Raw genomic sequence first — 12,609 nt, forward strand, 5'->3', positions numbered from 1 at the left:
CCACATACCCAAGTGGCTTGAGATGAAACAACGCGGCCCGCTCCCCCCATCGCCACTGTCTCCCGCCAACACCCGACATCGCGTCTTCGCTGTTCTTCGCTCTTGCTTCGCCCCTGCGAGATGAACCGTGTCCTGCGAGCGCCGCTAACGGCCCGCTACCCCGTCGCGTCCCAGCAGGTCGGCGCGCCGATATGCCCGGTCTTCACATAGAGCAAAGCGCCCCGCTCCGAATAGCGCCGGCAATGGCTGCCGCGAGGGTTGCGCAGCCAGCTGCCGGCCGGGTAGTTGCCGGCCTCGTCGGCCAGACTGCCTTCCAGCACGAAGACTTCCTCGCCGCCCGGAAAGTCCTGCTCTACGCAGCGGGTACCGGGCTGCAGGCGCAACAACGCGGTACGCACGCCGCCGTGCTCGTGCAGCGGCAGAATCGTCAGTCCTTCGACGTCGCCGGGCCGCCAGGTCATGCCGGTGCTATCCAGACGCAGGTCGCCGTGGTCATCCGGGGCGAACTGCCAGAGTTTGACCAGCAGGGTGCAGCCCGGTGCCGAGCTGGGCGTGTGCCGACTGCCCGGAGGATTGCGCAGGTAGCTGCCGGCCGGGTAGTCGCCGGTTTCGTCGCTGAACACGCCCTCCAGTACCAGAATCTCCTCGCCGCCACCGTGCACGTGCGCGGGAAAGCGGCTGCCGGCGGCGAAGCGCACCAGGCTGGTGGCACGCGCCACTTCCTCGCCGAGGCGGTCCAGCGGGATGCGCTGCACGCCCGCCTGCGGCGAGTCCTCCCACGGCTGGGTGGCGGTGTTGACCAGCACGCGCTGGTCGAAATCGGCATTCAGGTTCACGGTCGTCTCCCTCCTCGGCCCAGCAGCAACGCCAGCGCCACCACCGAGAACAGCGCGCCGGCATGGAAAGTGATGGCGGCATCATACGTCTGCCACAGCCAGCCGGCGATGCCGCTGGCCAGCAGCAGAGCAACGCCGCTGAGCAGGTTGAACAGGCCGAAAGCGGTGCCCTTGAGTTCGGCCGGGGTGGTGTCGGCCACCAGCGTGGCGAGGATGCCCTGGCTGAAGCCCATGTGCAGGCCCCACAGGGCGACGCCGATCAGCACCATGACGCTCGACTCGGCCCAGGCCAGCAGCAGGTCGGCGAGCACCAGCAGCACCAGCCCGCCGCCCAGCAAGCGCTCGCGGCCGATGCGATCCGACCACTTGCCCACCGGGTAAGCCGACAGCATGTAGAACGCCGCCATCACCACCATCACCAGCGGCACCCAGGCGACGGGGAAGCCCAGCTGCTGCGCGCGCAGCACCAGGAACGCCTCGCTGAAGCGCGCCAGGGTGAATACCGCGCCGACCGCCACCACCCACCAGTAGGCCGAGGAAAACTGGCGCAGGGCTTCCATATGGATCGGCGAGCGGAAGCGCCGCGCCGTCACCGCGGGTTCCGGCTCCGCCACTCCGAACACCAGCATGGCCACGCAGAGCAGCGCCGGCAGCACGGCGAACCACAGCACCAGCGCGATATCACCGCCGAACCAGAGCATCAGCAGGATCGCCAGCAACGGACCGACGAAGGCGCCCAGGGTGTCCATCGACTGGCGCAGGCCGAAACAGGCGCCACGAATCGCCGCCGGCGCGACATCGGCGATCAGCGCATCGCGCGGTGCGCCGCGGATGCCCTTGCCGATGCGGTCGAGCAGGCGCGCGCCGAACACCAGCTCGGCCGTATGCGCCAGCGGAAACAGCGGCTTGCTCAGCGCCGCCAGGCCGTAGCCGAACAGCAGCAGGAGCTTGCGCCGGCCGAGGTAGTCGCTGAGCGCCCCGGAGAACACCTTGACCATCAGAGCCGTCGCTTCGGCCACGCCCTCGATCAGGCCGAGGGTGAGCATGCCGATGCCCAGGGTGCCGACCATGAACGCCGGCAGCAGGCTGTGCACCAGCTCGGACGACACGTCCATGAACAGGCTGACGAAGCCCAGCGCCCAGACGGTGCGGGGGATGCGCGGGGCTGCGCGGGTGTCCGGCATGGCTCTGGCCTCCCGATCTGGCGCAGCAGTGGCACGGCCGCGCGGCGCTCGTGCCGATCAGCGTAGTCCCGTATACCGGAGGCAAGCCACCGCGGCGGCTCAATCAGCCCCCCAACGAATGGCGCCAAGCCGGAGGCTCTGCAAGACTGATGGGCAACTTCCCGTTCCCGCGAGATTGCCACCATGATCCAGCCGGCACGCATCCTCACCATCGGTATCGACCAGCCGCTGTCCCAGGTAGCGGCCTTCCTCGCCGAACCGCGCAACTTCCCGCGCTGGGCCAGCGGCCTGGCCGACGGCCTGGAACCCGCCGCGGACAGCCCTCTCCTGCCGCTGGCCGGCAGCGAGTGGCTGGCCGACACGCCCCACGGCCGACTGCGGATCCGCTTCAGCCCGGCCAATCTCTTCGGCGTGGCCGACCACTGGGTCCATCTGGAGGATGACCGCATCGTCTACGTGCCACTGCGCGTGGTGGCCAATGGCGATGGCTGCACCGTGTCACTGACCCTGTTCCGCCGGCCCGAAATAGACGAAGAGCATTTCGCGGCGGACTGCGACTGGGTGCGTCGCGACCTGCTGGAACTGCGCCGGGTGCTGGGCGGCTGAGCACGCCGGGCGCCAGCCAGGCGTTTTTACTGTTTTTTTACGCCGCCACGCGCCAGCGCCGGGAGAAAATCCCCCTGCACACTTCTTTGTTCTGCAGGCAGCGGACTTATCCATGGCATCCAGCGAGGGTTTTCAATGAGCAATGCCGGCATCCCGGCCCGTCGGGGCCGGCTCACGGTATTTCTCGGCGCGGCGCCGGGCGTGGGCAAGACCCGGGCCATGCTGCAGGCGGCCCAGGTGCAACTGCGCCTGGGCGTGGCCCTGCGCGTCGGCCTGGTCGCCGCGCCTGACGCTGACCCCGAGGCCGCGGCGCTGCTCGCCAGCCTGCCGCAGCAGCCGCCCAAGCGCGGCGCCGAGCAGGCCACGCGACCGCTCGAGCTGGACCTCGACGGCCTGCTGGCCGATCCACCGGCCCTGACCCTGATCGCCGAGCTGGCGCATGCCAATCCGCCGGGCAGCCGCCACGCCAAGCGCTGGCAGGACGTGCAGGAGCTGCTCGCCGCCGGCATCGACGTGTACACCACCGTCAACGTGCAGCACATGGAGAGCCTCAACAGCCAGTTGCTGGACCTCACCGGCCTGCGCGTGCACGAGACGGTGCCCGACTGGGTGGTGCAGGAAGCCGATGAACTGGTGCTGATCGACCGGCCGCCGCGCGAACTGCTGCCGGGCCGCAGCGCGGGCCAGGCGGAGCCGGACGCGGATCAGCAGCGGGCCAGCCTGACCCGGCTCACCGCGCTGCGCGAACTGGCCCTGCAGTTTGCCGCGACGCGGGTCGATGCCGACCTGCAGCGCTGCTATCGCCCGCACGGCCAGAGCGCGCCGGCCCTGCTCGGCCGCCTGCTGGTCGGCATCGACGGCAACCCGCAGGCCGAGCATCTGGTGCGTCATGCCAGCCGGCTGGCGCAGCGCCGCCAACTGCCGTGGAGCCTGGTGCATGTGGATACCGGCGCGGTGCTCGACGAAACCGCGCGCCGGCATCTGCAGGCGGCCCAGCGGCTGGCCGAGAACCTCGGCGGCGAGGTGGTCAGCCTGCGCGCCGCGGATGTGAGCAGTACCCTGATCCAGCACGCCATCGAACGCCGCGCCAATGTGCTGCTGATCGGCCCCAGTCGTCCCCACCAACTGCGACCCGGCGTGGCCGAACGTCTGCTGCGCCAGGGGCGCGGGCTGGAGATCAACATCCTGAATATCGGCGGCGCGCCGTCGCCGCGCGCTCAGCTGCCGCGGATGGGCCGTCTGGGCGACTACCTGCTGGCGGTCCTGGCCACGCTGATCGCCAGTGCGGCAGCCTGGAGCATCTCGTCCGTCCTCGAGCTGCCCAACATCTCGCTGGTGTTTCTCCTCGCGGTGCTGCTGGTGGGTGTGCGTAGCAGTCTCGGTCCGGCACTGCTGTGCTCGGCGCTGTCGTTCCTGGCCTACGACCTGCTGTTTATCTCGCCGACCTTCTCGCTGGATGTGCATCACAAGGCGGACATCCTCACCCTGCTGTTCTTCCTGGTGATGGCGGTGCTGACCGGCAACCTGGCGGCGCGCCAGCGCCGGCAGATGGACGCCCTGCGCGAGACCCAGACGGAAACCGCGGCGCTGCTCGAACTGTCGCGCAAGCTCGGCGCCGCCACCGATCGCCAGGCAGTACTGGATGCCGCCCTGCAGCAACTCACCCACTGGCACGACCTCGACTTCTGCCTGCTGGGGCGCGACGTCGCAGGCGCCCTGCAGGTCGAGGCCGGCCTCTCGGCGCCCCTGCGCGAGGGCGAACGCAACGCCGCCGAGTGGGCCTGGCAGCACGGCCAGCCCAGCGGCATGGGCACCCACACCCTGGCCAACGGGCGCTGGTGGTGGCTGCCGCTGACCGGCAAGGAAGGGCCGCAGGCCCTGCTCGGCGTGCGGACGAAACAGGGCAGCACGGTGCCGGCCGCGCGCCGACGCCTGCTGAAGGCCCTCGGCCAGCCGCTGACGCAGGCGCTGACCCGTGCACAACTGGCGCAGGAGCTGGAAGCCGCGCGCCTGCAAACGGAAACCGAGCAGCTGCGCAGCGCCCTGCTCGCCTCGGTGTCCCATGATTTGCGTACGCCGCTGACCGTCATGCACGGCGCCATTGACAGCCTGCTGACCCTCGGCGAGCAGATCGGCGCCGAGGATCGTCGCGAGCTGCTGGAAAGCACGCGCAACGAGGCCGAGCGACTCGACCGCTATATCCAGAACCTGCTGGACATGACCCGCCTCGGCCACGGCGGCCTCAAGTTGGAGCGCGACTGGGTGGCGCCGGCGGACATCGTGGCCAGCTCGCTGCAACGTCTGCAGCCGGTTCTGGCGCCACTGCGCCTGGAAACCGCGCTGCCGGACGAGTTGCCGCTACTCTACGTGCATGCGGCGCTGATCGAGCAGGCGCTGATCAATGTGGTGGAGAACGCCGTACGCTTCTCGCCAGCGGCCGGCCGCCTGCGGGTGGCAGTGGACAGCGACGGCGCCGAGCTGCGCATCGCCGTCAGCGACGAGGGACCGGGAATTCCGCCGGCGGAGCGGGAGAAGATCTTCGACATGTTCTATACCGCCGCCCGCGGCGACCGCGGCGGCAAGGGCACCGGCCTGGGCCTGGCGATCTGCCTGGGCATCCTAGGCGCCCATGGTGGCTCGGTCACGGTGGGCGACGGCTTGGAGGGCCGCGGCACCACACTGACCCTGCACCTGCCGTTGCTGGCGCAGCCGCAGCTGGACGAAGCCGACCGGGACGACCAGGGAGAGGCGCAATGACCGAGAGGCAACAGACGGTGCTGGTCATCGACGACGAGGCGCAGATCCGCAAGTTCCTGCGCATCAGCCTCGCCGCCCACGGCTACCGGGTACTGGAAGCCGGCAGCGGCCGCGAGGGCCTGGACCTGGCGCAGCAAGCCAAGCCCGACCTGCTGGTGCTCGACCTCGGCCTGCCGGACATGGACGGCAAGGACGTGCTCAGCGAACTGCGGCGCTGGTCGTCGATGCCGGTACTGGTGCTGTCGGTGCGCGCCGGCGACAGCGAGAAGGTGCTGTGCCTGGACGGCGGTGCCAACGACTACGTGACCAAGCCGTTCAGCATCCCCGAGTTCCTCGCCCGCGTGCGCGTGCTGCTGCGCCAGCCGGTAGCCGCCGGCGTGCAGGAGGCGAGCGTGCGCTGCGGCCCGCTGCAAATCGACCTCGCCAGCCGCCGGGTCAGCCTGGATGACCAGGAAATCGGCCTGACCCGCAAGGAATTCGCCGTGCTGGCCACGCTGGCCCGCCAGCTGGGCCGCGTGGTCACCCAGCAGCAGCTGCTGACCGACATCTGGGGGCCGACCCACGTCGAGGACAGCCACTACCTGCGGGTAGTGGTCGGCCACCTGCGGCAGAAACTCGGCGACAACCCGGCCGACCCACACTTCATCGTCACCGAAGCCGGCATCGGCTACCGGCTGCGCGAGCAGTCTTCAGGAGCAAGCAGATGAGAGAAACCACCGTGCATGCCAGCCACGAGCAGGCGCACCCACCCTCCTCCTCCCTGGGGCTGCTGGTCGCCGCCACCGGTGTGGTCTACGGCGATATCGGCACCAGTCCGCTGTACACCCTGAAGGAGGTTTTCGCCGGCCATTACGGCGTGCAGGTCAACCACGACGGCGTGCTCGGCATCCTCTCGCTGATCTTCTGGTCGCTGATCTGGATCGTCTCGCTCAAGTACGTGCTGTTCATCCTGCGCGCCGACAACGAGGGCGAAGGCGGGGTGATGGCACTGACCGCCCTGGCCCGCCGCGCCTCGGCGGCCCATCCGCGGCTGAGCTCGCTGCTGGTGCTGCTCGGCCTGTTCGGCGCCGCGCTGTTCTATGGCGACAGCATGATCACCCCGGCGATTTCCGTGCTGTCCGCCGTCGAGGGCCTGGAGGTGGCGCTGCCCGGCCTCGGTCACTGGGTGGTGCCGGTGACGGTGATACTGCTGATCGGCCTGTTCCTGATCCAGAAACACGGCACCGCACGCATCGGCATCCTGTTCGGCCCGGTCATGGTGGCCTGGTTCGTCGTGCTCGGTGCGCTGGGTGTGTACGGCATCCAGCGCAATCCCGAGGTGCTGCTGGCGCTCAATCCCTGGTGGGCGCTGAACTTCTTCCTCGCCCATCCGGGTATCGGCGTGGCGATTCTCGGTGCGGTGGTGCTGGCGCTGACCGGCGCCGAGGCGCTGTACGCCGACATGGGCCACTTCGGCCGCCAGCCGATCGCCCGCGCCTGGTTCGCCCTGGTGCTGCCGGGTCTGGTGCTCAACTACTTCGGCCAGGGCGCGCTGCTGCTGGAAGACCCCGAGGCGGCACGCAACCCCTTCTACCTGCTGGCGCCGGAGTGGGCGCTGCTGCCGATGATCGGACTGGCCACTCTGGCCACCATCATCGCCTCGCAGGCGGTGATTTCCGGGGCGTTTTCCCTCACCCAGCAGGCCATCCAGCTCGGCTGCGTACCGCGCATGCAGATCCAGCACACCTCCAGCGCCGCGCAGGGGCAGATCTATATTGGCGTGGTCAACTGGGCGCTGATGGTCAGTGTGGTGTTGCTGGTGATCGGCTTCGGTTCGTCCGGTGCGCTGGCTGCCGCCTACGGCGTGGCGGTGACCACCACCATGTTGATCGACACCCTGCTGGTGGCCTCGGTGATGCTGTTGCTGTGGAAGTTCCCGCGCTGGCTGGCGATCCCCATCCTGCTCGGTTTCCTGTTCGTCGACAGCCTGTTCTTTGCCGCCAACGTGCCGAAGATCTTCCAGGGCGGCGCCTTCCCGGTGCTGGCTGGCATCGCCCTGTTTACCCTGATGACCACCTGGCAACGTGGCAAGCAGATCCTGTTCGCACGGCTGGACGAAACCGCCTTGCCGCTGCCGGTGTTCATCAACAGCATCTGCCTGCAGCCGCCGCATCGGGTCGAGGGCACCGCGGTGTTCCTCACCGCGCGGCCGGACGCCGTGCCGCACGCCCTGCTGCACAACCTGCTGCACAACCAGGTGCTGCACGAGCAGGTGGTGCTGCTGACCGTGGTGACCGAGGACAGCCCGCGGCTGCCCGTGGAGCGGCGCTTCGAGGTGGAGCACTACGGCGAGGGCTTCTTCCGCATCATCCTGCACTTCGGTTTCATGGAGGAGCCGGACGTTCCCGCCGCGCTGCGCCTGTGCCGTGTCGAGGGGCTGGACTTCAGCCCGATGCGCACCACCTACTTCCTCAGCCGGGAAACCGTGATCCCCAGCAAGCGCATCGGCATGGCCAACTGGCGCGAAGGGCTGTTCGCCTTCATGCAGCGCAACTCCAACAGCAGCATGCGCTACTTCCAGTTGCCGGTGAACCGGGTGATCGAACTGGGCACCCAGGTGGAGATCTGAAGTAGAGGGCGCCGGCCGGCGCCCTCTACTTCAACGCCCGCCTTCCAACAGGAAATTGCCCTTGCCGCCGCCGTCCAGGCTCGGCACCTCGGCCTCGTCCTTGAGATCCACCCCTGACAGCTGGCGACGGCAGGCCTCGCGCATCAGGTACAGCAGGCGGAAGGCGGCCATGCCGTAGCTGAGGCCTTCCAGACGCACGTTGGAGATGCAGTTGCGGTAGGCATCGGTGAGGCCGACCTTCGGCCCGTAGGTGAAGTACAGGCCGAGGCTGTCCGGCGAGCTGAGGCCGGGGCGTTCGCCGATCAGCATCACCGTCATCTTCGCACCGAGCAGCTCGCCGACCTCGTCGGCCACCGCCACCCGGCCCTGCTCGACCAGGGTCACCGGGGCCAGTGACCAGCCCTCGGCGCGCACCTGCTCGAGCAGGCGGTCGAGGAACGGCAGGCTGTGCCGCTGCACCGCCAGGGCGGACAGGCCGTCGGCGATGACGATGGCCAGATCGCAGCCGCCGGCATGGGCGGCGGCGTGCTCGCGCAAGAGCTGCGCAGAGTCGGCGTGCAGGCGGCGGCCGAGGTCGGGGCGCTGCAGGTAGGTGTCGCGATCCCTGACGGCGCTGTGCAGGTGCAGGCAGTCGAGGCCGAGCGAGCCGAGCGATTCGGCCAGCGCCGCGACATCGAGCGGGGTATGCACGGCGTCGCGCGCCAGGGCGTGGGCGAACTGGAAGTCCAGCTGCGCAGCGGTCGGCAGGCTGGTGCCGGCGCGGCCGAGGGCGATGCGCGCCGGGGTCAGACCGCGCAGCTGCTGCCAGGGATTCTCGGTGGCGGGGGATTTGGACATCGGGCACCTCGGTTCAAGCGTAGGGTGCGCCGTGCGCACCATGGTCATTCGCGTGGCGGTGCGCATGGCGCACCCTACGGACAGGCAACGGACTACCAGCGCGCACCGGGCCGTACTCATGGTGCGCACGGCGCACCCTGCGGTTCAGGACAACTGCGCCAGCGCCTGGCGGAACGCCGGCGGCAGCTCGTCGCCCAAGCGTACCCGGCCGCCCTGCTGGTGCAGGATGCCCATGCGCGCCAGCCAGTCTTCGAACTCCGGCGCGGTACGCAGGCCGAGCACCTGGCGGGCGTACAGCGCGTCGTGGAACGAGGTGGTCTGGTAGTTGAGCATCACGTCGTCGGAGCCGGGGATGCCCATGATGAAGTTGATCCCCGCCGCACCGAGCAGGGTCAGCAGCATGTCCATGTCGTCCTGGTCGGCCTCGGCATGGTTGGTGTAGCAGATGTCGCAGCCCATCGGCACGCCGAGCAGATTGCCGCAGAAGTGATCCTCCAGGCCGGCGCGGATGATCTGCTTGCCGTTGTACAGGTACTCCGGGCCGATGAAGCCGACCACGGTGTTGACCAGGAACGGCTTGAAGTGGCGGGCAACGGCGTAGGCGCGGGTCTCGCAGGTCTGCTGGTCGACGCCGTGGTGGGCGTTGGCCGACAGCGCGCTGCCCTGGCCGGTCTCGAAGTACATGAGGTTGTTGCCGAGGGTGCCGCGCTTGAGGCTGAGGCCGGCCTCGTAGCCCTCCTGCAGCACCTTGAGATTGATGCCGAAGCTGGCGTTGGCTGCCTCGGTACCGGCGATCGACTGGAACACCAGGTCGAGCGGCGCACCGCGCTCGATGGCGGCGATCGAGCTGGTGACGTGGCTCAGCACGCAGGACTGGGTGGGGATCTCGTAGCGCTGGATCACCGCGTCGAGCATCTCCAGCAGGGTGCAGATCGAGCCCATGCTGTCGGTGGCCGGGTTGATGCCGATCATCGCGTCGCCGTTGCCATAGAGCAGGCCGTCGAGGGTGCTGGCGGCGATGCCGGCCGGATCGTCGGTCGGGTGGTTGGGCTGCAGGCGGGTGGACATGCGCCCGCGCAGGCCCTGAGTGTTGCGGAAACGGGTGACCACGCGGATCTTCTGCGCCACCAGGATCAGGTCCTGCACACGCATGATCTTCGACACCGCGGCAGCCATCTCCGGGGTCAGCCCCGGCGCCAGGGCGCGCAGACTGGTCTCGTCGGCCTGCTCGCCGAGCAGCCAGTCGCGCAGGCCGCCGACGGTCAGGTGACTGACCGGGGCGAAGGCGCCGGCGTCGTGGCTGTCGATGATCAGGCGGGTGACTTCGTCCTCTTCGTAGGGAATCAGCGCCTCGACCAGGAAGTGCTTGAGCGGCACCTCGGCCAGCGCCATCTGCGCCGCCACCCGCTCGGCGGCGCTGCCCGCGGCGACGCCGGCCAGGTAGTCGCCGGAGCGCGCCGGGGTGGCCTTGGCCATCAGCTCGCGCAGGCTGTCGAAGCGCCAGGTCTGGCCGCCGATGGTGTGGGCGAATTGGGCCATCTGTTGGTTCTCCTCGCGGCGACCGCCCGGTGGCGGCCGCCGTATCAAGCGTTAGGGAGCATCGTCATTCCCGCGTAGGCGGGAATCCAGAGGACTCGGAGCGCCTGGGCTCCCGCCGGCGCGGGAGCGACGGCAAGTGGCCTTTTCAGCGTTTCCTTAGCGCAGGGCCTTCTCGGCGGCCTGGATCGCCGCGAACTCTTCCTCGGGCGTGCCGGACACCAGATGGTGGCGGCTGTACAGGGCGAAGTAGGCGATGAACAAGGCATAGATCGCGGCGGCGCCGATCACCACCCGCGGATCGACCAGGAAGCCGGCGACCTGCGCCACCGCCGCCAGCACCAGGGCCACCGAGGAGGTGACGATGCCGCCGGGGGTGCGGTACGGCCGCGGCATCTCCGGACGGCGCAGGCGCAGGGTGATGTGCGCGGCCATCATCAATACATAGGACAGGGTCGCGCCGAACACCGCCACCAGGATCAAGAGGTCGCCCTGGCCGGTCAGCGACAGGCCGAAGCCGATGATCCCCGGCACCACCAGTGCAGCCACCGGCGCCTTGTTGCGGTTGGTCACCGACAGGCCGCGCGGCAGGTAGCCGGCGCGCGACAGGGCGAAGATCTGCCGCGAATAGGCGTAGATGATCGAGAAGAAGCTGGCGATCAGCCCGGCCAGACCGACCAGGTTGACGAACTGGCTCATCCAGGTCGAACCGTTGTAGGCCGACTCCAGCGCCTCGACCAGCGGGTTGCCCGAGCCCATCAGCGCCTTGGCACCGGCGGCGCCCGGGCCGACCAGCAGGATCAGGCTGGCGAAGGCCAGCAGCACCAGCATGGCGCCGATCAGCCCGCGCGGCAGGTCGCGCTTGGGATTCTTGGTTTCCTCGGCGGCCAGCGGTACGCCCTCGACGGCGAGAAAGAACCACATGGCGTAGGGAATCGCCGCCCAGATGCCGACGTAGCCGAACGGCAGGAAGCTGCTGGCGCCGGCCGCCTCGCTGACCGGGATGTCGAACAGCTTGGCCGCGTCGAAGTGCGGCACCATCGCGACGATGAATACACCGAGGGCGATGGCGGCCACCGCGGTGATGGCGAACATCAGCTTGAGTGCCTCGCCGGCGCCGAGCACATGGATGCCGATGAACACCACGTAGAAGGCCAGGTAGATCATCCAGCCACCGACGCCGAACAGCGACTGGCAGTAGGCGCCGATGAAGCAGGCGATGGCCGCCGGGGCGATGGCGTACTCGATGAGGATCGCCGTGCCGGTGAGGAAGCCGCCCCATGGGCCGAAGGCGGTGCGGGTGAAGCCGTAGCCGCCGCCGGCGGTGGGGATCATCGACGACAGCTCGGCCAGCGAGAAACACTTGCACAGGTACATGGTCGCCATCAGCAGGGTGGCGATGAACATGCCGCCCCAGCCGCCCTGGGCCAGGCCGAAGTTCCAGCCGGCGTAGTCGCCGGAAATCACGTAGGCGACGCCGAGGCCGATCAGCAGCACCCAGCCGGCCGCGCCCTGCTTGAGCTGGCGGTGGGCGAAGTAGTCGGCATCGACGCTTTCCGTTTCCACGCCCTGGGCGTGGGAAACGATGTGAGATTGTTGAGTGGACATGCGCAAGGCCCCTTTCCCCGCCGCCCCTGCCGAGACAGGGGCGGCGTCATGTGGATGGAATCATTTATGGCAGATTAGAAGAAGCCGAGCGGATTGATGTCGTAGCTGATCAGCAGGTTCTTGGTCTGCTGGTAGTGGTCGAGCATCATCTTGTGGGTCTCGCGGCCGACGCCGGACTTCTTGTAGCCACCGAAGGCGGCGTGCGCCGGGTACAGGTGGTAGCAGTTGGTCCACACGCGACCGGCCTTGATGCCGCGGCCCATGCGGTAGGCGCGGTTGATGTCGCGGGTCCACACGCCGGCGCCGAGGCCGAACTCGGTGTCGTTGGCGATGGCCAGGGCCTCAGCTTCGTCCTTGAAGGTGGTCACGCTGACCACCGGGCCGAAGATCTCTTCCTGGAACACGCGCATCTTGTTGTGACCCTTGAGCAGGGTCGGCTGGATGTAGTAGCCGCTCGACAGGCTGCCTTCGAGACGCTCGGCGGCGCCGCCGGTGAGGATCTCGGCGCCCTCGGCGCGGGCCACGTCGAAGTAGGAGAGGATCTTCTCGAACTGCTGGTCGGAGGCCTGGGCACCCACCATGGTCTCGGTGTCCAGCGGGTTGCCGCGCTTGATCTGCTTGATCTTCTTCATCACCG

Annotated in this window: 10 protein-coding genes; 4 read left to right on the forward strand and 6 right to left on the reverse strand. The window is 68.7% G+C overall.

Annotated elements, in window-relative coordinates; translation table 11 throughout:
- Window positions 1–155: 155 nt before the first annotated feature.
- Together KRX52_RS18365 and KRX52_RS18370 are read right to left on the reverse strand one after the other, a co-directional pair.
- Window positions 156–836: a cupin domain-containing protein gene (locus tag KRX52_RS18365; RefSeq protein WP_217683175.1), complete on the reverse strand. Its 681-nt coding sequence runs from the start codon at window positions 834–836 to the stop codon at window positions 156–158.
- Window positions 833–2,020, reverse strand: a complete 1,188-nt coding sequence (locus tag KRX52_RS18370) for an MFS transporter (RefSeq protein WP_217683176.1) — start codon at window positions 2,018–2,020, stop codon at window positions 833–835. The genes KRX52_RS18365 and KRX52_RS18370 overlap by 4 nt, the downstream gene beginning before the upstream one ends.
- 183 nt (window positions 2,021–2,203) lie before the next feature.
- On the opposite strand from KRX52_RS18370, the gene KRX52_RS18375 reads away from it, so the two are divergent.
- The 4 genes from KRX52_RS18375 (at window position 2,204) to KRX52_RS18390 (ending at window position 7,991) form a co-directional block, all read left to right on the forward strand.
- Window positions 2,204–2,626 (forward strand): SRPBCC family protein, encoded by a 423-nt coding sequence (locus KRX52_RS18375; protein ID WP_254797664.1) that lies wholly within the window; start codon window positions 2,204–2,206, stop codon window positions 2,624–2,626.
- A gap of 135 nt (window positions 2,627–2,761) precedes the next feature.
- Window positions 2,762–5,383, forward strand: a complete 2,622-nt coding sequence (locus KRX52_RS18380; RefSeq protein ID WP_217683177.1) for an ATP-binding protein — start codon at window positions 2,762–2,764, stop codon at window positions 5,381–5,383.
- Window positions 5,380–6,090, forward strand: coding sequence for a response regulator (locus KRX52_RS18385; RefSeq protein ID WP_217683178.1), 711 nt, complete (start codon window positions 5,380–5,382; stop codon window positions 6,088–6,090). Before KRX52_RS18380 ends, KRX52_RS18385 begins: the two co-directional genes overlap by 4 nt.
- A complete protein-coding gene (locus KRX52_RS18390; RefSeq protein WP_217683179.1) occupies window positions 6,087–7,991 on the forward strand; it encodes a potassium transporter Kup in 1,905 nt (634 codons plus the stop codon). Before KRX52_RS18385 ends, KRX52_RS18390 begins: the two co-directional genes overlap by 4 nt.
- A gap of 30 nt (window positions 7,992–8,021) precedes the next feature.
- Here the strand turns inward: KRX52_RS18390 and eutC are convergent, their stop codons facing one another.
- The 4 genes from eutC to KRX52_RS18410 form a co-directional block, all read right to left on the reverse strand.
- A complete protein-coding gene (gene eutC / locus KRX52_RS18395) occupies window positions 8,022–8,828 on the reverse strand; it encodes an ethanolamine ammonia-lyase subunit EutC (protein ID WP_217683180.1) in 807 nt (268 codons plus the stop codon).
- Window positions 8,829–8,972: 144 nt separating this feature from the next.
- The gene (locus KRX52_RS18400) at window positions 8,973–10,367 is read right to left on the reverse strand and encodes an ethanolamine ammonia-lyase subunit EutB (RefSeq protein ID WP_217683181.1); all 1,395 of its coding nucleotides are present in this window, start codon (window positions 10,365–10,367) and stop codon (window positions 8,973–8,975) included.
- Between the two features lie 156 nt (window positions 10,368–10,523).
- Window positions 10,524–11,972, reverse strand: coding sequence for an ethanolamine permease (gene eat, locus KRX52_RS18405; RefSeq protein WP_217683182.1), 1,449 nt, complete (start codon window positions 11,970–11,972; stop codon window positions 10,524–10,526).
- Between the two features lie 74 nt (window positions 11,973–12,046).
- The coding region (locus tag KRX52_RS18410) for an aldehyde dehydrogenase family protein (protein ID WP_217683183.1) at window positions 12,047–12,609 on the reverse strand (563 nt) is incomplete at its 5' end.

It is taken from the genome of Geopseudomonas aromaticivorans (assembly GCF_019097855.1).
In the GTDB taxonomy this organism is placed as follows: domain Bacteria; phylum Pseudomonadota; class Gammaproteobacteria; order Pseudomonadales; family Pseudomonadaceae; genus Geopseudomonas; species Geopseudomonas aromaticivorans.